At 65.9% G+C, this 20915-nt stretch carries 13 protein-coding genes; 5 read left to right on the top strand and 8 right to left on the bottom strand.

What is annotated here, in order from left to right:
• Window positions 1-12: 12 nt before the first annotated feature.
• The 3 genes from metH to AC5P78_RS02310 are packed head-to-tail and all read right to left on the bottom strand — an operon-like array spanning window position 13 to window position 4789.
• Window positions 13-2697 (bottom strand): methionine synthase, encoded by a 2685-nt coding sequence (gene metH, locus AC5P78_RS02300; protein ID WP_049448980.1) that lies wholly within the window; start codon window positions 2695-2697, stop codon window positions 13-15.
• Window positions 2698-2754: 57 nt separating this feature from the next.
• Complete coding sequence (locus AC5P78_RS02305) at window positions 2755-3846, bottom strand: homocysteine S-methyltransferase family protein (protein WP_024957244.1); 1092 nt, start codon at window positions 3844-3846, stop codon at window positions 2755-2757.
• A gap of 13 nt (window positions 3847-3859) precedes the next feature.
• Window positions 3860-4789 carry an ArsR/SmtB family transcription factor gene (locus AC5P78_RS02310; protein ID WP_005410251.1) on the bottom strand — a complete coding sequence of 310 codons (930 nt, stop codon included), beginning with the start codon at window positions 4787-4789 and terminating at the stop codon, window positions 3860-3862.
• A 153-nt stretch (window positions 4790-4942) separates the two neighbouring features.
• Between AC5P78_RS02310 and AC5P78_RS02315 the strand changes: the two genes are divergently transcribed.
• Complete coding sequence (locus tag AC5P78_RS02315; protein ID WP_109337278.1) at window positions 4943-6091, top strand: acyl-CoA dehydrogenase family protein; 1149 nt, start codon at window positions 4943-4945, stop codon at window positions 6089-6091.
• 45 nt (window positions 6092-6136) lie between these two features.
• Here the strand turns inward: AC5P78_RS02315 and AC5P78_RS02320 are convergent, their stop codons facing one another.
• Complete coding sequence (locus AC5P78_RS02320; RefSeq protein ID WP_049397586.1) at window positions 6137-7054, bottom strand: hypothetical protein; 918 nt, start codon at window positions 7052-7054, stop codon at window positions 6137-6139.
• A 277-nt stretch (window positions 7055-7331) separates the two neighbouring features.
• Between AC5P78_RS02320 and AC5P78_RS02325 the strand changes: the two genes are divergently transcribed.
• On the top strand, window positions 7332-7625 hold the full coding sequence (locus AC5P78_RS02325) for a hypothetical protein (protein WP_033833585.1): 294 nt from the start codon (window positions 7332-7334) through the stop codon (window positions 7623-7625).
• Between the two features lie 153 nt (window positions 7626-7778).
• Here AC5P78_RS02325 and AC5P78_RS02330 read toward each other — a convergent pair whose 3' ends face one another.
• Genes AC5P78_RS02330 through AC5P78_RS02340 form a run of 3 tightly spaced genes read right to left on the bottom strand, consistent with a single transcriptional unit; the run spans window position 7779 to window position 12892 of the window.
• Window positions 7779-10952, bottom strand: a complete 3174-nt coding sequence (locus AC5P78_RS02330; RefSeq protein WP_012480771.1) for a multidrug efflux RND transporter permease subunit — start codon at window positions 10950-10952, stop codon at window positions 7779-7781.
• Between the two features lie 15 nt (window positions 10953-10967).
• A complete protein-coding gene (locus tag AC5P78_RS02335; RefSeq protein WP_414498326.1) occupies window positions 10968-12236 on the bottom strand; it encodes an efflux RND transporter periplasmic adaptor subunit in 1269 nt (422 codons plus the stop codon).
• Window positions 12236-12892: a TetR/AcrR family transcriptional regulator gene (locus tag AC5P78_RS02340; protein WP_005410245.1), complete on the bottom strand. Its 657-nt coding sequence runs from the start codon at window positions 12890-12892 to the stop codon at window positions 12236-12238. Before AC5P78_RS02340 ends, AC5P78_RS02335 begins: the two co-directional genes overlap by 1 nt.
• A gap of 250 nt (window positions 12893-13142) precedes the next feature.
• Here AC5P78_RS02340 and AC5P78_RS02345 point away from each other — a divergent pair, with 250 nt between their 5' ends.
• From AC5P78_RS02345 to AC5P78_RS02355, 3 genes are all read left to right on the top strand, one after another.
• Window positions 13143-18119, top strand: coding sequence for an NAD-glutamate dehydrogenase (locus tag AC5P78_RS02345; protein ID WP_414498325.1), 4977 nt, complete (start codon window positions 13143-13145; stop codon window positions 18117-18119).
• A 282-nt stretch (window positions 18120-18401) separates the two neighbouring features.
• Window positions 18402-19175: an NAD kinase gene (locus AC5P78_RS02350; protein ID WP_010480442.1), complete on the top strand. Its 774-nt coding sequence runs from the start codon at window positions 18402-18404 to the stop codon at window positions 19173-19175.
• A gap of 47 nt (window positions 19176-19222) precedes the next feature.
• The gene (locus AC5P78_RS02355; protein ID WP_005410242.1) at window positions 19223-20167 is read left to right on the top strand and encodes a 5'-nucleotidase; all 945 of its coding nucleotides are present in this window, start codon (window positions 19223-19225) and stop codon (window positions 20165-20167) included.
• Between the two features lie 180 nt (window positions 20168-20347).
• Here AC5P78_RS02355 and AC5P78_RS02360 read toward each other — a convergent pair whose 3' ends face one another.
• Complete coding sequence (locus tag AC5P78_RS02360) at window positions 20348-20899, bottom strand: DUF2939 domain-containing protein (RefSeq protein ID WP_012480767.1); 552 nt, start codon at window positions 20897-20899, stop codon at window positions 20348-20350.
• Between the last annotated feature and the right edge of the window lie 16 nt (window positions 20900-20915).

The raw sequence follows: 20915 nt of genomic DNA on the forward strand, positions 1-20915 counted from the left end.
CCCCATTCTGTGTCATTCGGGATCGTAGTCGAGGTTGGAGGCCAGCCAGCGCTCGGCCTGGGCGCGCTCCACGCCCTTGCGCCGGGCGTAGTCGGTGACCTGCTCGCGGCTGAGGCGCCCGACCACGAAGTACTGGCTTTGCGGATGACTGAAGTAGTAGCCCGATACCGCGGCGGTCGGAAGCATCGCAAAGCTCTCGGTCAGTTCCATGCCGGCGTTGGCCTCGGCCCGCAGCAGATCGAACAGGCGCCGCTTCTCGCTGTGCTCGGGGCACGCCGGATAGCCGGGAGCGGGGCGGATGCCACGGTACTGCTCATCGATCAGGGCGTCGTTGTCCAGCGTCTCGGCCTGGTCATAACCCCAGAATTCCGTGCGTACACGCTGATGCAGGCGCTCGGCCAGGGCTTCGGCGAAGCGATCGGCCAGGGCCTTCAGTAGGATCGCGTTGTAGTCGTCATGCTCGGCTTCGAAGCGCGCCACGTGGGCATCGATGCCGATGCCGGCAGTGACCGCGAACGCGCCGATCCAGTCCTGCCTGCCGCTGTCGGTCGGCGCGATGAAATCGGCCAGGCAGAAATCCGGACGCTCGGCCGGCTTGTCCACCTGCTGGCGCAGGAAGTGCAGGGTGGTCTCGCCCTGTGGGTGCTGCACGCGCACGTCGTCGCCGACGCTGTTGGCCGGCCACAGGCCGAACACGGCCTTGGCGGTCAGCCACTTCTCGCCGACGATGCGGTCGAGCATCGCGCGGGCATCGCGGTACAGCTCGCTGGCCTGGCTGCCGACGATCTCGTCGGTGAGGATCGCCGGGAACTTGCCGGCAAGCTCCCAGGCCTGGAAGAACGGCGTCCAGTCGATGTACTCGACCAGCTCGGCCAGCGGATAGTCATCGAAGACGTGCAGGCCTGGCTGCTTCGGTGCGGGCGGCGTGTAGTTCCCCCAGTCGCCCTGGAACTTCTGCCCGCGTGCATGTTCCAGCGACACCAGGCGCTTGGCATCGCCACGATTGCGGTGCCGTGCCCGGATCTCGGCATAGTCGGCCTCGTTGGCGGCAACGAAGGCTTCGCGCAGGTCGCGCGAGATCAGCGACTGGGCCACGCCGACCGCGCGCGAGGCGTCCTTCACCCACACCGTAGGCGCTTTGTAGTGCGGGTCGATCTTCAACGCGGTGTGCGCGCGCGAGGTGGTGGCGCCGCCGATCAGCAGCGGCAGATTGAAACCCTGGCGCTCCATCTCGCGGGCGACGTGGCTCATCTCCTCCAGCGAGGGAGTGATCAGACCGGACAGGCCGATCAGGTCGGCATTGTGCTCGCGCGCGGCATCGAGGATCTTCTGCGCCGGCACCATCACGCCAAGGTCGACCACCTCGAAGTTGTTGCAGGCCAGGACCACGCCGACGATGTTCTTGCCGATGTCATGCACATCGCCCTTCACCGTGGCCATGATGATCTTGCCGTTGCTCTTGGCAGTGTCGCCGCTGCGCGCCTTCTCCGCCTCGATGTACGGCAGCAGGTAGGCCACGGCCTTCTTCATCACACGCGCGGATTTCACCACCTGCGGCAGGAACATCTTGCCGGCGCCGAACAGGTCACCGACGATGTTCATGCCGTCCATCAGCGGGCCTTCGATCACGTCCAGCGGGCGGCTGGAGGCCTGCCGGGCCAGCTCGGTGTCTTCCTCGACAAAGGCATCCAAGCCGTGCACCAGTGCATGCGCCAGGCGCTGCGCCACCGGCTTGTCGCGCCAGGCCAGGTCTTCGGTCTTCGCCGCACCCTTCCTGCCCTTGTAGCGCTCGGCGATCTCCAGCAGGCGTTCGGTGGCATCGCTGCGGCGGTTGAGGATCACATCCTCCACGCGCTCACGCAGCTCCGGCTCCAGCTCATCGTAGATCGGCATGGCACCGGCATTGACGATGCCCATGTCCATGCCGGCGGCGATGGCGTGGTACAGGAACACCGAATGGATGGCCTGGCGCACCGTTTCGTTGCCGCGGAACGAGAACGAGACGTTGGAGACACCACCGGAGACGTGGCAGTGCGGCAGCGTCTGCTTGATGATGCGGGTGGCTTCGATGAAGTCCACCGCATAGTTGTCATGTTCTTCGATGCCAGTGGCGACGGCGAAGATGTTCGGGTCGAAGATGATGTCCTGCGGCGGGAAGCCGATCTCGTCGACCAGGATGCGGTAGGCGCGGGTACAGATCTCGACCTTGCGCGCACACGTATCGGCCTGCCCGCTTTCATCGAAGGCCATGACCACCGCGGCGGCGCCATAGCGCAGGACCTTGCGCGCGTGTTCGCGGAAAAGCGCCTCGCCTTCCTTCAGCGAGATCGAGTTGACCACGCTCTTGCCCTGCAGGCACTTCAGGCCGGCCTCGATCACGCTCCACTTGGAGGAGTCGACCATCACCGGGATGCGGGCGATGTCCGGCTCGGACATGATCAGGTTGAGGTAGCGGGTCATCGCCGCTTCCGAATCGATCAGGCCCTCGTCCATGTTGACGTCGAGGATCTGCGCGCCGCTTGCCACCTGCTGGCGGGCCACGTCCACCGCTTCTTCGTAGCGGCCTTCCTTGATCAGCTTGCGGAACTGCGCGCTGCCGGTCACGTTGGTGCGTTCGCCGACGTTGATGAACAGCAGGTCCGGGGTGATGACCAGGGGTTCCAGGCCGGACAGGCGGGTAGGGCGGACAGGCGTCATGGCAGGCGTCGGCTCAGCAGCAATAGGGCGGGAAGTGCGGAACGGTGGCGGCGACATTCATGCGGCCTGCTCCCGGGTGCCGGGCAGTGCGCGCGGCGGCAGCCCGGCCACAGCCGCGGCAATGGCGCGGATATGGTCGGGCGTGGAGCCGCAGCAGCCGCCGACCAGGTTCAGCAGGCCATCTTCGGCGAAGCCTCGCAGGGTGCTGGCCATGTCCTCCGGCGTCTCGTCATACTCGCCGAAGGCATTGGGCAGGCCGGCATTGGGGTGTGCGCTGACGTAGCAGTCGGCGACCTGCGCAAGGGTTTCCACGTGCGGTCGCATCGCATCGGCGCCCAGCGCGCAGTTCAGCCCGATCGACAGCGGCCGAGCATGCGCCAGCGAGGCATGGAAGGCTTCCGCAGTCTGCCCGGACAGGGTGCGACCGGAAGCGTCGGTGATGGTGCCGGAGATCATCACCGGCAACCGCGCGCCGCGCGCATCGAACGCTTCCTCCAGCGCATACAGCGCGGCCTTGGCGTTGAGCGTGTCGAAGATGGTCTCGACCATGATGGTGTCGGCGCCGCCGTCGATCAGGCCCTCGATGGCTTCGCGGTAGGTGTCGCGCAGTTCGTCGAAGCTGGTGTTGCGGAAGCCCGGATCGTTCACGTCCGGGCTGATCGAGGCGGTGCGGCTGGTCGGGCCGACCACCCCGATCACGAAGCGCGGCTTCCCCGGGGTGGTTGCGGCCACGGCGTCACAACAGGCGCGCGCGACCGCAGCGCCGGCCTTGTTCAACTCGTACACCAGGTGTTCGAGGTGGTAGTCGGCCTGGCTGACCGAAGTGGCGTTGAAGGTGTTGGTCTCGACCAGGTCCGCGCCCGCTTCCAGGTAGGCGGTGTGGATGTCTGCGACGATCTGCGGCCGGGTCAGCAGCAGCAGATCATTGTTGCCCTTCAGGTCATGGCCCTCCGGTGCCGCGTGGTCGCAGCCCGGGCCATGTGCATGGTCGTAACCGCCGGCGAAGCGTTCGCCACGGTAATCGTCTTCCTGCAGGCCGTGGCGCTGGATCATCGTGCCCATCGCACCGTCGATGATCAGGATCCGCTCGCGCAGGGCGTCGAGCAGGGCGTTGGCACGCTCAGGATGCAACCAGGGCAGGGCAGGCATGGCGTTCTCGGGCTCAGGGTTTGTGGGCGATCAGCGAAATCACTTCGAAGTGCGGCGGACGCTTCTCGCGGGTGACCGTCTCCAGGCTGGATACCTGCAGGCCGGCCTTGTCGACGAACCTGCGCAGCTCCTTGTCGCTGAAGCCGAGGTTGACGTGGCCGTAGGCCTCCACCGCGGCCTTGTGTTCATGGCGGGCCAGGCTGCACAGCAGCAGGCGCCCGCCCGGGCGCAGCACGCGCGCGCCTTCGGTCACCGCCTGCGCCGGCTTGCTGGCGTAGGTCAGCGCGTGCATCAGCACTACCAGATCGAAACTGTTGTCCTTGAAGGGCAGCGCATGCATGTCGCCCTCGCGCACTTCCACGTTGGGCAGACGGCGCAGGCGCTCGCTGGCGGCGGCGACCACGCGCGCGCTGGTGTCGATGCAGATGTAGCGCTTGGCATGCGGGGCCACCAGTTCGGCCAGCACGCCGTCACCAGAGGCGATGTCCAGCACGTCGCCGGTCTCCAGCAGCGGCAGCGCGGTGCGGGCGAGGGCTTCCCAGGTGCGCCCCGGGGAGTAGTGGCGTTCCATGTCGCCGGCCACGCTGTCGGCCCAGTTCTGGTCGGAGGCGCGGTGGGCCAGCACGGCAGCGACGCGTTCAGCGTCCTGGCGCAGCAGCGGGTCATCGCTTCCGTTGCTCAAGGCATGCCACAATGCACGCTGCGCCGGGTCCAGCTGGGCCTCGTCGAAGCGGTAATAGGCCGATACGCCCGCACGGCGGTCGCGGACCAGGCCGGCTTCCTTCAGGCGCGCCAGGTGGGTGGACACGCGTGGCTGTGCCAGCCGGGTGATCGCCGACAGTTCGGCCACGGTCAGTTCCTCCTGCTCCAGCAGCGCCAGCAGGCGCACGCGGGTCGCATCGGCGAACACCTTCAGGCGGGTCGACCAGTCTTCAAGATCCATAAATATCTACCTATCGCGATATAGAGATATATTCGCTGAAAGGGCCCGTCGCGGTCAAGTCGCCAGCGTACGGAAACAGCCGGGCCCCGGTACAATCGGGGCACCTGGGCGCGCCGTATGTAGCCCATAACTTCATGTACCCGGGAGGGTGTTGTGGATTTCAGCTTTACCGAAGAGCAGTTGATGCTGCAGGACGTTGCGCGGCGCATCGCGCAGGAGAAGATCGCCCCTAGCGCGGAGCACCATGACCGTACCGGCGAGTTCCCGCTCGACAACATCCGCCTGCTGGGCGAGAACGGCCTGATGGGCATCGAAGTGCCGACCGAATACGGTGGCGCGGGCATGGACCCGGTTGCGTACGTGCTGGCGATGGTGGAGGTCGCCGCCGCCGACGCAGCCCATTCGACCATCATGTCGGTCAACAACTCGCTGTTCTGCAACGGCATCCTCACCCACGGTACCGAGCAGCAGAAGCAGACCTACGTGCGTGCCATCGCCGAGGGCGAGGCCATCGGCGCGTTCGCGCTGACCGAGCCGCAGTCCGGCTCCGATGCCACCGCCATGCGCTGCCGCGCGGTGAAGCGGGCCGACGGCACCTTCGTCATCAACGGCAAGAAGAGCTGGATCACCTCCGGCCCGGTGGCCAGGTACATCGTGCTGTTCGCGATGAGCGAGCCGGACAAGGGCGCGCGCGGCATCACCGCCTTCCTCATCGATACCGACAAGGCGGGCTTCGGTCGCGGCAAGACCGAGCCGAAGCTGGGCATCCGCGCTTCGGCCACCTGCGAGATCGAGTTCAACGATTACGTGGCGAAGGCCGAAGACGTGCTGGGCCAGGAAGGCGAGGGCTTCAAGATCGCCATGAGCGTGCTCGATGCTGGCCGCATCGGCATCGCCTCGCAGGCCATCGGCATCGCCCGAGCCGCCTATGAGGCGACCCTGGAATACGTGAAGGAGCGCAAGGCCTTCGGCGCGGCCATCGGCACCTTCCAGATGACCCAGGCCAAGATCGCCGACATGAAGTGCAAGCTGGACGCAGCGCTGCTGCTGACCCTGCGTGCCGCGTGGGTGAAGGGTCAGGGCAAGCGTTTCAGCACCGAAGCAGCGGTGGCCAAACTGACCGCTTCGGAAGCAGCGATGTGGATCACGCACCAGGCGGTGCAGATCCACGGCGGCATGGGGTACTCGAAGGAGATGCCGCTGGAGCGTTACTTCCGTGATGCCAAGATCACCGAGATCTACGAGGGCACCTCGGAGATCCAGCGCCTGGTGATCGCGCGCAACGAGACCGGGTTGCGCTGATGGACGCGACGGGGCGGCGATTGCCGCCCCGTTTCCTTTGTGCGATCAACGTGGCAATCGGCAAACGATATCCGTTCCGTTCCATTCACAGACGATCTGCAGCGACTCAGGTGGAGCACCGGGGAACATGTTCACCCCATAGAGGCGACCGGAGTCGATCCATCGATCCAGATCGTCCCGGCTGTTGAAGTTGTAGGTGCCGGCGAAGTGTTGGGCCAGGCCGGGGCTGGTTGCCGCGCCGTCGGGAATCATGTTGCCATTGGCGTCCTTGCTCTGGCCTTGCACGTATCTGGCGGTGTCCACTGACGAAGAGACGATGACCAGCGTAGTCTTCGAGCCATCGCGCCAGGTGATCCTGTAGATTGCACCGTCGATTCCGAGGGCCTTGCTGACGAAGCTCAGGCCGATCGAGGACAGGAATATCGCCATGCTGTTCCAGGCCCTCGACGATGTCGTGGCGCCAGTGAATGCCTTGCCCATGGCGCTCTCCAGCCTGAATCGCTCGGTTGCCATCTGCACGACATCGTAGGCGTTGAGGTTCTTGTGCTCTTCCGGGAAGCCTATGCTGTTGGCGTATTGCGGGTCATCAGGATGAACCTCGTACTGGACTCCTCTTCCGGCCCACTGCCGCGGCGCGAACTGTACGGTTGGCACGTTGTTGTCGAGCATCCCCATGATCCGATTGAAGGATGCGTTGATTGGCCCGGGAATCTGCGCCCTGGTGGCGCGATAGCGACGCAGCTCGCGATCGTATTCCACATCGAAGCCATGGATCCGGCGCTGCTGGAAGTCGGCGACGATGGTGGGCCCCGTGCCCGAGGACAGCGCCAGCGCGCGTGGATCGCGACAGTTGTCGCAGACGAGAACGCCTGCCGCATGTGCGTCCTGGACGCTGCTGGCCGCGAAGAGCGCACCAAGCAGAAGGGCGGGGCGGCTGAAGCGTCGTAGTGGTGCTCTTTCCATGAACTGTCTCCTGGGCGGCATCGGATCGATTGCCGTGGAGGTATCTGGATAGCAACGATCCGGGCGTGCCGCACTACTGCGCGCCCAGGAATCCAAAGCGGGGGCCTTATGCGAAACCGGTAGACGCCTTGAGCGCCTCGTTGTCGGCGCAGCAGTGGAAGGGACTTTTCAGTACAGGCCGTATGCGACCGGTCTCCGGGCAGTCGACATGCCAACGGTCCATTGGCATTCCCGCTCCTTGGTCGCAGAATGCTCCACCGTTCATGGACGCCACCACATGCTCATCTATCGAGGCGCAGGGCTGCTGACCCTGCTCACACCGATCGCTGCCGTGCTGCTCATCCTCATCCTGTTCCCGGATCCAGCGGTAGGTCGCGGCAATACTTCACTCAGTCAGGTCCTGCTGGCGTTCGGCCTTGGCTCGGCAATCAACACGGTGCTGGGTTTCGTGCTCAATCGAAAGCCGCGTGCACCTGGGCAGCATGCTCCGCATCACTTCTTCTTCCTGCCGATGCAATGGCCTGCACTGGCGATTGTGGCGGCATGCGTGGTGATCGCAGTGTTACGCTGAGACGCTGCCCGGACAGCGCCCACCAAGGTTGGCGACTACCGGGTATGCCGTTGCCCCGGTAGATGCCAACCTGGGGCGGCATGGATCCAGAAGCGGCAACAACAAAGGCCCCGGATCGCTCCGGGGCCTTTCTCGTTTCAGTTCACCGCTGGATCAACGATCCGGACGGTGTGCTGCATCCGCGTCGCGCTGGCGTTCCATGAACTCCTTGGACGGTTCATCCAGCTTGTCGCCCAGCATGCGGCGCACGACCACGAAGAACACCGGGATCATCAACAGGCCGAGCAGGGTGGCGAACAGCATGCCGCCGATCACGCCGGTACCGATGGCGTGGCGGGAGTTGGCGCCCGCGCCGGTGGAGATCGCCATCGGGATCACGCCCATGATGAACGCGAACGAGGTCATCAGGATCGGGCGGAAACGCAGGCGGGCCGCTTCGATGGTGGCATCGCGCAGGTTCTTGCCGGCGGCGCGCTGCTCCACCGCGAACTCCACGATCAGGATCGCGTTCTTCGCCGCAAGGCCGATCACGGTGATCAGGCCGATCTTGAAGAACAGATCGTTTGGCAGGCCGCGCAGCATCGACAGGCCGAGGGCACCGAGCACACCCAGCGGCACCACCAGCAGCACCGCCACCGGGATCGACCAGCTCTCATACAGCGCGGCCAGGCACAGGAACACCACTACGATCGACAGCACCAGCAGCAGCGTCGCCGCGTTGCCAGCCAGGATTTCCTGGTAGGACATGCCCGACCAGTCGTAGCCGAAGCCGGCCGGCAGATCGTCGTTGACGATGCTCTCCATGGTCTGCATCGCCTCGCCCGAGCTGGTACCCGGGGCCTGCGAGCCGACGATGTTGATCGCCGAGTAGCCGTTGTAGCGGCTCAGCGACGGCGGTGCCGACACCCATTCGGACTTGACCACCGTGTTCAGCGGGATCATCGAATTGGTGCCATCGGCGTTCTTGGTCAGGCTGGAGGGGCTGTAGAAGCTCTTCAGCGACTCCTGGCCGGTGCGGTACGGACCATCGGCCTGCATGGTCACGCGCTTGATGCGGCCTTCGTAGAAGAAGTCGTTGACGTACACCGGGGCCAGCATCAGCTGGATGGTGCTGTACACGTCCGACACCGACATGCCCATCGACTGCGCCTGCACGCGGTCCACATGCAGCTGCAGCTGCGGCGCGTTTTCCAGGCCGTTCGGGCGCACGCCGACCAGGTGGTCCGGCTTCTGCGCGGCCTGGCCGAGCAGGATGTTGCGGGCCTGCGTCAGCTGCTCGTAACCGGCACCACTGCGGTCCTGCAGCCACATGTCGAAGCCGCCGAACTGGCCAAGGCCCTGCACGGTGGGCAGGTTGACCACGAAGATCTGCGCTTCCTTGATGCCGTAGAACGCGCCGTTCATGTTCTGGATGAACTCGGGTGCGGTGAACTTGCGTTCTTCCCACTGCTTCAGGCGGATGAAGCCCATGCCCACGTTCTCGCCGGAGCCGACGAAGCTGAAGCCGGCCACCTGCAGCATGCCTTCATAGCCATCCTGCTTTTCCAGGATGCCACGCATCTGCGCGAACACTTCGTTGGTCTGGCCCTTGGTCGAGCCCGGCGGCAGCTGCACGATCGCCAGCGCATAGCCCTGGTCTTCTTCCGGCAGGAAGCTGCCCGGCATGCGGGTGAACAGGAAGCCGCACAGTGCGGTGAGCACCACGAACAGGATCATCCAGCGCGGCGCATGGCGCACCGCCGAGGTGATGTGGCCGACATAGGTGTGGCTGATCTTGTCGTAGTACTTGTTGAAGGTGCGGTAGACGATGTTCGGGTTGTCGTTGTGCGTCGGCTTCAGGAAGGTCGCGCACAGCGCCGGGGTGAAGCCCAGCGCCAGGAACGCCGAGAACGCCATCGAAATGGCGATGGTCAGGGCGAACTGCTTGTAGATCTCACCGGCGGCGCCGCCCTGCAGGGCGGACGGGATGAACACCGCAGCCAGCACGACGGTGATCGCCACCACCGCGCCGGTGATCTGGGTCATCGCCTTCTGCGTGGCCGGCTTCGGCGCCAGGCCTTCCTCGGTCATGATGCGTTCGACGTTCTCGATCACCACGATCGCGTCATCGACCACGATGCCGATCGCCAGCACCATCGCGAACAGGGTCAGCTGGTTGATCGTGAAGCCGATCATCCACATGCCCAGGAAGGTACCGAGCAGCGCCACCGGGATGACCAGGGTCGGGATCAGCGTGGCGCGGAAGTTCTGCAGGAAGATCAGCATCACCAGGAACACCAGGAACACTGCTTCAAACAGCGTCTTGACCACTTCCTGGATCGAGATCTTGACGAAGGTGGTGCTGTCGTACGGCGAGAACCAGGTCACGCCGGCCGGGAAGCTGGGTTGCAGCTCGTCCATCTTGGCGCGCACCGCCTCGGCCACGTTCAGGGCGTTGGCGCCCGGCAGCAGCTGGATGGCGAAGGCACCGGTCGGCTTGCCGTTGTACTGGGTGTCGAAACCGTAGTTGTTGGCACCGAAGGCAACGCGGGCGATGTCCTTCAACAGCACCCGCGAGCCGTCAGCGTTGGCGCGCAGGATGATGTTCTCGAACTCCTGCGGCGAACTGAAGCGGCCTTCGGCCGAGACCGTGGCGGTGAAGTGCTGGCCTTCCGGCGACGGATCCGAGCCAAGCGCACCGGCGGCGAACTGCACGTTCTGCGCGCGCACCGCAGCCAGCACCTGGCTGGCCGACAGGCCATAACCCTGCATCTTTTCCGGGTTCAGCCAGATGTTCATGGCGTACTCGGAACCGAACTGCTGGGTGCTGCCGACGCCGGGGATACGCGAGACCTGGTCGAGCACGCGCGAACCAACGATGTCGTTCAGCGCATCACGGTTGATGGTCGGGGTATCGGACTGCAGCGCCACCACCATCAGGAAGCCGGCGTTGGCCTTGGCCACCACCACGCCCTGCTGGGTCACTTCCGAAGGCAGTCGGGGCGTGGCCAGCGAGACCTTGTTCTGCACCTGCACCTGGGCGATGTCCGGATCGGTACCCGTCTCGAAGGTCAGGGTGATCTGCGCACGGCCGTTGGACGACGAGGAAGAGCTGAAGTACAGCAGGTGATCGATACCGGTCAGCTGCTGCTCGATCACCTGGGTGACCGATTTTTCCGTGGTGTCGGCACTGGCGCCCGGGTAGGTGGCCGAGACGGTGACCTGCGGCGGGGCGATGTTGGGATAGGACTCCACGCCCAGGTTGAGGATCGCGATCACGCCGCTGAGCGAGATCAGGATCGCCACCACCCAGGCGAAGACTGGATGTTCGATGAAAAATTTAGGCATGACGGAAGGTTCCCGTTACTGCTTGTTCGAATCGGTGGCGGCCGGCTTGGCCGCATCGGCCTGCTCGGGCTTGGCCGCGTCGGCCGGTGCCTTGCCAGCAGCCGGTGCGGTGCCCGCCGCAGCGGCGCCGCCTGCGGCCGGCTTGCCGTTGGCGTCCTGCCCCGGGCTCCACGGCTTGGCCACCGCCGGTGCACCTTCCTTGACCTTCTGCACGCCGGCCACGATCACCTTGTCGCCGGCGGCCAGGCCGTCGCTGACCAGCCAGTTGCCGTTCTGCGCGCCATCGGTCTTCACGTTCTTGCGCGCGACCTTGCCGTCGGCGCCGACCACCATCACGTAGCCGCCGGTGGTGTCGCGCAGCAGGGCCTGCTGCGGTACCAGGAAGGCATTGTTGCGTTCGCCCAGGTTGGCCTGGAAGCTGACGAAGGCGCCCGGCAGCAGGATCTGCTGTGGGTTCGGCAGCAACGCGCGCAACGACACCGCACCGGTGGCCGGGTCGACCGTGGTCGAGGAGAAGTCCAGGGTGCCCGGCTCGCTGTAGGTGCTGCCATCGGCCAGCTTGACGTTCACCGTGGCCTTGCCGTCGCCCGACAGCGCCAGCGCGCCCTTGGCCTGTTGCGCGCGCAGCTGGGTCAGCTCGTCCACGCTCAGCGAGAAGTTCACGTACAGCGGGTCGAGCTGGTCGACGGTGGTCAGCAGGGTCACATCGCCCTGGCCGACCAGCGCGCCTTCGGTGACCTGCTGCTTGTTGGCCACGCCGCTGATCGGTGCGGTTACTTCGGTGTAGCCCAGGCTGATGCGCGAGGAAGTCACCGCTGCTTCGGCCTGCTTGACCGCCGCCAGCGCGGTACGCTCGGCCGATTCAGCGTTGTCCAGGTCGGACTTGGAGACGAACTGCTGCGGCGCCAGCGAACGTGCACGGTCGGCGGCCACCTTGGCGTTGGCGTAGGTCGCGCGGGCCGAGGCCAGCTGTGCTTCGGAGGCGTTGAGCGAGGCACGCAGCGGCGCCGGGTCGATCAGGAACAGGGTCTGGCCCTGCTTGACCTGCGAGCCTTCCTGGTAGACGCGCTTGAGCAGCACGCCCGGCACGCGCGCACGCACGTCGGCGCTGCGGAACGGCGACAGGCGACCGACCAGCTCGCGCTGCAGCGGCAGGGTCTGCGGCTTGGCGTCGATCACGCCCACCTCCGGCGGCGGGGGCGTCTGCTGTTCCGGCTTCTTGCAGGCAGCCAGCGCGACAGCAACGGCGCACGTCAAGGCAAGGGTGCGGAGTGGGGCGGTCATCAGGAGGAACTCCGGGGTTGGTTTGAAGACGGGGCCGGCGACGGCTGAGGCGCGAAGGCGCGCAGGAAGCTGTCGACGGAGAACTCTGCCCAGCGCCGACGCAGCCGCGCGTCATCACGATGGGGGGTATGGAAACGCTGTTTGTCGAAATCCTGACCGGCAATCATGCTCAGCAGCAGTTCGGCCATGAAGTGCGGGTCGTCATGCCGGAGCTGGCCACGCATGCAAACGGTTTCAATCCATTCAGCAAGATGAAGCGTCAGTGCGCCGGCTCCGTGCCGGTACAGCGTACGCGCCTCTTCGGGAAACTGGGCCGCGTCGGCGGCGATCAGCCGGCAGGCCTGGCCCACGTGCGGTTGGTTGAAGTGCTCCAGGAAGTCGGTGGCGAACTGGAGCAGGCTGGCACGCAGGTCGTCAGTGCGGAGTGCACGAACCATGGCGCCGGTGGCGTGGCCGACGTGGCGCTGCATCACCCGGCGCAGCAGTTCCTGCTTGCTGCCGTAGCGCGAGTACAGGGTCTGCTTGGAGCAGCCGGCGTGCTGGGCCACCGCCTCCATGCTCATCTGCATGCCCTGCTGGGCCAGCAGTTCGCGTACGGCGTCGAACACACGCTCATCGCGTGCATCGAGGGCAACGGGGAGGTAGGCCGGGTTCACGCGGTGGACTATACCGTCCAGTTCAGGATTGTGGAATCGCGTCGGCGTCGCCGCGTGTGTCTTCCGGTAACACGTTTTGCCGATCCTGTCGGCAGTGCTGAAACAGGCGCCAGCACCATACCGGTGCGAACTGAATAGGCGTTTGAACCGCAGCAAACCCGAATCTGCTTATTCCGTCCTGCAGCAAGGCCTTTTCGCGCGGTAGGGCTACAATTTCATTTTCCCAACTGAGCAAGCGCATCGCTCTGCCATGAAACCGCAAAAAACCGCAGCCAAGACCGTGAAGAACAAGACGAAACCAGCAGAGTCGGAGGTCGCAGTGACCGCTGGTTTCTCCCTGGAGCCGGTGTACACGGCCTTGCGCAAGCGCTACCCCGCGGCCGCACAGGCCGAAGCAGTGGCCTTTGCCACTGACTTCTACAAGCGCATGGAATCGGACGAGTTCCCGCACCACAGCGCTGAAGAGTGGGCCGCTCTCGCGGCTGAGACGCTGGAATTCGCGCGTGCCCGCAAGGCCGGCAAGGCCAACGTCCGCGTGTTCAATCCGACCGCGAAGGCCAACGGTTGGGAATCGCCGCACACCGTTCTGCAGATCGTCAACGATGACATGCCGTTCCTCGTGGATACGGTCACCATGTCGCTGGCCGAGCAGGGCGTGGGCGTCCACGTGCTGGGCCACCCGGTGCTGCGCTTCACCCGCGACAAGGCCGGCAAGCTGGTCAAGGTCGGCGAGGGTGATGCCGAGTCGGTGATGCTGCTGGAGATCGACCGCCAGCCGGCCGAAGCCATGGCCGCCATCGAACAGGCCATCAACAAGGCGCTGGACGAAGTGCGCGCGATCGTGCGCGACTGGCAGCCGATGAAGGACAAGGCGTTGGCGCTGGCCGACGACCTGGGCAAGCGCCAGCTGCCAGTCGACGATGCATCGCGCAAGGAAGCACAGGAGTTCCTGCGCTGGGCCGCCGACAACCACTTCACCTTCTTCGGCTACCGCGAGTACCGCGTCGAGAAGCAGGGCAAGGAAGACGTACTGGCGCCGCTGAACGACACCGGCCTGGGCCTGATGCGCGGCAAGGACAAGTCCGCGGCCCGCCCGGTCAAGACCCTGGCCGCGCAGGGCCTGAACGCCACGTCCGGCCTGAAGGACGCGCTGATCCTGACCAAGACCAATGCCCGCTCGCGCGTGCACCGCGCCGGCTACATGGACTACATCGGCGTGCTGGAATTCGACGCCAAGGGCAAGATCATCGGCGAGCAGCGCTTCCTTGGCCTGTTCACCTCCAGCGCCTACAACCGTCGCCCGTGGGAGATCCCGCTGGTGCGCCAGCGCCACGAGCACGTGATGAAGCAGTCGGGCCTGGCCCCGGCCAGCCACAGTGGCAAGGCCCTGCGCCACATCCTGGAAACCCTGCCGCGCGAAGAACTGTTCCAGTCCAGCGAGGACGAACTGTTCCGCACCGCGATGGGCGTGCTGGGCCTGCAGGAACGCGTGCGCAGCCGCCTGTTCCTGCGCCGCGACAAGTACAGCCGTTTCATCTCCGCGCTGGTCTACCTGCCGCGTGAGCGCTTCAACACCGACGTGCGCCTGCGCATCGAAGCGATGCTGAAGGACGCGCTGCACGGCGAGTACGTCGACAGCTCGGTGGTGCTGGGCGAATCGCCGCTGGCCCAGGTGCACCTGATCGTGCGCCCGAAGCCGGGTGAAATGCTCGACGTTGATACCGCCGAACTGGAGCAGAAGCTGGCCCAGGTGCTGCGCAACTGGCAGGACGACCTGCGCGAAGCGCTGGTGGCCCGCCACGGCGAGACCGAAGGCCTGCGCATCGCCGCGCGTATCGGCAAGGCGCTGCCGGCCGGCTACATCGAAGACAACAGCACCGCGGTTGCAGCCAACGATGTCAGCCAGCTTGATGCCCTGACCGGCCCGGACGACCTGCGCCTGAGCCTGCAGGCCGTGCCGCGCGAAAGCGGTGATGGCCTGCGCCTGAAGCTGTATCGCCAGCTGGACGACATCCCGCTGTCGGACGCGCTGCCGATGATGGAAAACATGGGCCTGCGCGTGATCGCCGAGCGTCCGTACCGCCTGTCGGTCGACAACGCCCCGGTGTACGTGCAGGACTTCGAGGTCGAATCGACCGCCGGCGCGATCGATGCCGCCAGCGTCGATGAAGCCTTCGGCGAGACCTTTGCCCGCGTCTGGCACGGCGATGCCGAGAACGACGGCTTCAACCGCCTGGTGCTGGCTGCCGGCCTGCACTGGCGCCAGGTCGCCATGCTGCGTGGCTACTGCAAGTACCTGCTGCAGACCGGCGTGCCGTTCTCGCAGGCCTACGTGGAAGGCACCTTCGCGCGCTACCCGCTGCTGGCCCGACTGCTGGTCGAGCTGTTCGAAGCGCGCTTCGATCCGGCTACCGGCCACGAGAGCAAGGACGACATCGCCGCCGGCCAGGCCCAGCTGAAGGCCCACTTCGATGTGCTGGCTGCTGGCGACGACGCCACCCTGAAGGTGCTCAAGACCGTGGTCGACGCCCGCAAGGGTGACCGCGACGCGCAGATGCAGGCCGCGCGCGATGCGCTGCTGAAGCTGATGGACCGTGTGTCCAGTCTGGACGAGGACCGCATCCTGCGCTCGTTCATGGGCGTGATCGACGCGACCCTGCGCACCAGCTACTACCAGACCGATGCCAACGGCCAGCACGGCCATGTCATCAGCTTCAAGTTTGATTCGGCGCTGGTGCCGGACCTGCCGAAGCCGCGCCCGTACCGCGAGATCTTCGTCTACGGCCCGCGCGTGGAAGGTACCCACCTGCGCTTCGGCGCGGTCGCCCGTGGCGGCCTGCGCTGGTCGGACCGTCGCGAAGACTTCCGTACCGAAGTGCTGGGCCTGGTCAAGGCTCAGATGGTCAAGAACACCGTAATCGTGCCGGTCGGCGCGAAGGGCGGCTTCTTCGCCAAGACCCCGCCGGTGAACGGCGACCGCGACGCGATCTTCGCCAACGGCGTGGCCTGCTACAAGCTGTTCATCCAGGGCCTGCTGGACATCACCGACAACATCGTCAACAACAAGATCGTGCCGCCGGTGGATGTCGTGCGCCACGACATGGACGATCCGTACCTGGTGGTGGCCGCCGACAAGGGCACCGCGACCTTCTCCGACATCGCCAACGGCCTGGCCATCGCGCACGGCTTCTGGATGGGCGATGCGTTCGCCTCCGGTGGTTCGGTTGGCTATGACCACAAGGGCATGGGCATCACCGCACGCGGTGCGTGGGAATCGGTCAAGCGCCACTTCCGTGCTCTGGGCCGTGACAGCCAGACCCAGGACTTCACTGCGGTCGGCGTCGGCGACATGTCCGGCGACGTGTTCGGCAACGGCATGCTGCTGTCGCGCCACATCCGCCTGGTCGCTGCCTTCGATCACCGCCACATCTTCCTGGACCCGAACCCGGATGCGGCCACCACGTTCGTCGAACGTGAGCGCCTGTTCACCGTGCCGCGTTCGAGCTGGGCGGACTACGACGCCAAGCTGATCAGCAAGGGCGGCGGCGTGTACCCGCGCAGCCTGAAGTCGATCGAGATCACCCCGCAGGTGCGTGAAGCGCTGGGCCTGGATGACAACGTCAAGGCGCTGTCGCCGAACGATCTGATGAGCGCGATCCTGAAGGCACCGGTCGACCTGCTGTGGAACGGCGGCATCGGTACCTACGTGAAGGCTGCCAGCGAGCAGCACAGCGATGTCGGCGACCGCGCCAACAACGCCCTGCGCGTGAACGGTGGCGAGCTGCGCTGCAAGGTGGTGGGCGAGGGCGGCAACCTGGGCATGACCCAGCTGGGCCGCATCGAAGCCGCCCAGGCCGGCGTGCTGCTCAACACCGACTTCATCGACAACTCGGCCGGTGTGGACACCTCCGACCACGAAGTCAACATCAAGATCCTGCTCAACGATGTGGTGCGGGCCAAGAAGCTGACCGTCGAGCAGCGCAACAAGCTGCTGGCCTCGATGACCGATGAAGTCGCCGAGCTGGTGCTCAATGACAACTACCGCCAGAACCAGGCGCTGAGCCTGATGGAGCGGATGGCGGTCAAGCGCCTGGGTTCCAAGCAGCACTTCATCCGTACCCTGGAACAGCAGGGCCTGCTGGATCGCCAGATCGAGTTCCTGCCGTCCGACGCCGAGCTGTCCCAGCGCAAGGCACGCGGCCAGGGCCTGACCCGCCCGGAACTGTCGGTGCTGCTGTCCTACTCGAAGCTGGTGGCGTTCGCCCAGCTGCTGGAATCGGACATCCCGGAAGATCCGTACCTGTCCAAGGAACTGCAGCGCTACTTCCCGACCCCGCTGCAGAAGAAGTACGCCGACGCGATGGAGCGTCACCGCCTGAAGCGCGAAATCATCGCCACGGCCGTGACCAACCAGACCATCAACCGCATGGGCGCTACCTTCCTGATGCGCATGCAGGAAGACACCGGCCGTTCCATCGCCGAGGTCGCCAAGGCCTACACCATCAGCCGCGAAACGCTGGATGCACGCGCGCTGTGGGCGCAGATCGATGCCCTCGACGGCAAGGTGCCGGAGTCGGTGCAGATCGATGCGCTGGAAGTGATCTGGAAGCTGCAGCGCTCGTTCGTGCGCTGGCTGCTGTCGCGCCCGGGTGCGATGCCGGGCATCACCGAAGCGGTCAACCGCTACCAGGGTCCGTTCAACGACATCCGCGTTGCTTCGGGTGTGCTGCCGGATTCGCAGCGTCCGACCTACGAAGCCCTGGTGGCCGAGTGGAAGGAGAAGGGCCTGCCGTCCGCACTGGCGCAGCAGTTGGCCGAACTGCACTTCCTGGAGCCGGCGTTCGACATCATCGAACTGGCCCGCACCCGCAAGCTGAAGCCGGTGGACGTGTCCAAGGTCCACTTCCGCCTGGGCGATGCCCTGCAGCTGCCGTGGCTGTTCGAGCAGGTCGACGCGCTGGAGGTCAACGGTCGTTGGCACGCCGTGGCACGTGGCGTGCTGCGTGACGAACTGGCGGCCAACCACCGCAACCTGGCTGGCCAGGTGCTGGGCACCAAGGGTGGCAGTGCTGAAGCCAAGGTCGCTGCCTGGATGGGCCGTGACGACAACAGCCTGCGCTTTACCCTGGCGATGCTGGCCGAACTGGCCGAGCAGAAGACCCTGGACTACCCGACCGTTTCGGTCGCGGTGCAGCGCCTGGGCCAGCTGGCCGCGCATGGTGCGTAAGCGCATTCGCGCTGACGCCCCACGGTTTGCTCTGCAAACCGTGGGCCCCATGCCAACCATGCTCCCAGACCCCCGCGCCGTTGGCGCGCCCCCCTGACTCAGGAGGGCTCCTGATCTGCAGCAGTTGGAGGAACGGCCCCGCGAAAGCGGGGCCGTTCTGCATTGCCTGGTAGTGTCGGCCGCTGGCCGGCAACCGCATGAACCGCAACCGGGTGCAGCTGCCGGCCAGCGGCCGGCACTACCGGGTATGCTCTTGCTGGCACACCCCACCCGGATCCACCGATGAGCGACACCCCCCGCATCGCTTTCCTGGCCAGCACCACCGAACCTGCGCAGATGGCTCGCGCGGCGATGATTTCGCGTTATGGCGATCACACGCCGGAGCAGGCCGACGTACTGTGCCCGCTGGGTGGCGACGGCTTCATGCTGCAGACCCTGCACCGGCACGGGCACTTGGGCAAGCCGGTGTTCGGCATGAAGCTGGGCACGGTCGGTTTCCTGATGAACCAGTACCGTGGCGACGATGACGTGCAGGCCCGCATTGCGCGCGCCGAACCGGCCAACCTGCGCCCGCTGGAAATGGTGGCGCTGACCGAGTCCGGCACCAGTACCGGCTCGCTGGCCTACAACGATGTTTCGCTGCTGCGCCAGACCCGGCAGGCCGCGCATATCGGTATCGATCTGAACGGCCAGGAGCGCGTGGCCGAACTGATCGGCGACGGCGTGCTGGTGGCCACCCCGGCCGGCAGTACCGCCTACAACTATTCCGCGCATGGTCCGGTGCTGCCGCTGGGCTCGCACACCATCGCGCTGACGCCGTTGGCCCCGTACCGGCCGCGGCGCTGGCGCGGCGCGATCCTGAAGGCTGATACCGAAGTGCGCTTCCGCGTGCTCGATCCGTACAAGCGCCCGGTCAGCGTGACTGCCGATTCGCACGAGACCCGCGACGTGGTCGAGGTGACCATCCGTGAGTCGAAGGACCGCCGCGTGACCCTGCTGTTCGACCCGGAGCACAACCTGGAAGACCGGATCCTGAGCGAACAGTTCGTTTTTTGAGGACAATGGGCAGCCGGCCGTGCCGACCGCTTGAAGGACCCCCACCGATGGGCGACAACTCCCCCCGTTTGCTGACCGTCGCGGTGACCTCGCGCGCGCTGTTCGACCTCGAGGAAAGCCACGCGCTGTTCGAGAGCGATGGCGTGGCGGCCTATGCCGAATTCCAGCGCCAGCACGAGGACGACATCCTCGGCCCCGGCGTGGCCTTCCCGGTGGTGCGCAAGCTGCTGGCTTTGAACCAGGGGGCCAGCCCGGAGAATCCTCGCGTCGAGGTGATCCTGCTGTCGCGCAACTCGGCCGATACCGGCCTGCGCATCTTCAATTCGATCCAGCACTACGGCCTGGGCATCATCCGTGCAACGTTCACCGCCGGCGAGCCGACCTGGCCGTATGTGAAGCCGTTCGGCACCGACCTGTTCCTGTCAGCCAACCCGGAATCGGTGCGCAGCGCGCTGCGCCACGGCATCGCCGCGGCGACCATCCTGCCCAAGCCGCCTGGCGAAACCGCCGCCGCGGCGGCCGACCAGATCGATACCGGTCGCCCGGCCGGCCAGTTGCGCATCGCCTTCGACGGTGACGCAGTGATCTTCGGTGACGAGAGCGAGCGCATCTCGCGCGAGCAGGGCGTGGAGGCGTTTGGCCGGCACGAGCGTGAACGGGCCCGCGAACCCCTCAGCGGCGGCCCATTCCGCGGTTTCCTGTCGGCCCTGCATACGCTGCAGGAAGTGTTCCCGGCGGGCGAGAGCGCGCCGATCCGCACTGCGCTGGTGACCGCACGCTCGGCACCGGCGCATGAGCGCGTAATCCGCACCCTGCGCGAGTGGGGAGTGCGCCTCGACGAAGCGCTGTTCCTCGGCGGCCGCCACAAGGGGCCGTTCCTGCAGGCGTTCGGTGCCGACATCTTCTTCGATGATTCGCAGCACAACATCGACAGTGCGCGCGAACACGTGGCCGCCGGCCACGTACCGCACGGTGTCGCCAACGAGGGGTGAGACCATGCCGGGTGGGTGCCAGCCATTGGTTGGCACTGCCATGCATCGACGCCCACCAAGGTGGGCATCTACCAGAGCGCTGTACCGCGGTAGTCGCCAACCTTGGTTGGCGCCGTCCTGGATCCATGCCCACCAAGGTGGGCATCTACCGAAAGCAGCACCGTCGAAGGGCATGACCCGTCACGGGGTGGCCGACATCCCCAACTGCAGATCCACCACCTTCCAGCGCAGGCCCTGCGGTTCCAGCACCACTTTCATCGGCGGCTGGTCGGGGCCGCGATCGACGTCGATCACGAAGCGGTCCAGCGCTTCGAAGTGATGCTCGGCGTTCTTCAATGGCCGTGCCGGCTCGGTCGCGCCGAAGGCATCACCGCCCTGCAGTTCATTGCGGCCGCGCTTCCACAGCACGTGGCCCTGCAGCATTGCGCCGATCCCGGTCGGGGTCACCATGGTCTCCACCGCTGCACCGCCGAGCTGGTCGCCGAGGCCGTACAGCAGGGCGCCGAACGGGCTGGCCGCTACATCCGGGCCGGCCTGGCGTACCAGATAGTCGTTGAGCTGGGCGCGCAGGCTGCTGCGCACGCGAGGGAAATCGACATAGCGTTCCAGTCGCGCCGTGTCGCGTTCTTCGATGGCCTTGGACAGGCCACGCACGGCCATGTACGGGCCGCCGAACCACCACGCAGCCAAGGCCAGGACCAGCAGCACAGCCAGTGCAGTGAGCTTCTTCATGCTGTCCAGACTGCCG

The organism is Stenotrophomonas sp. YJH_SMC_133 (assembly GCF_059370655.1).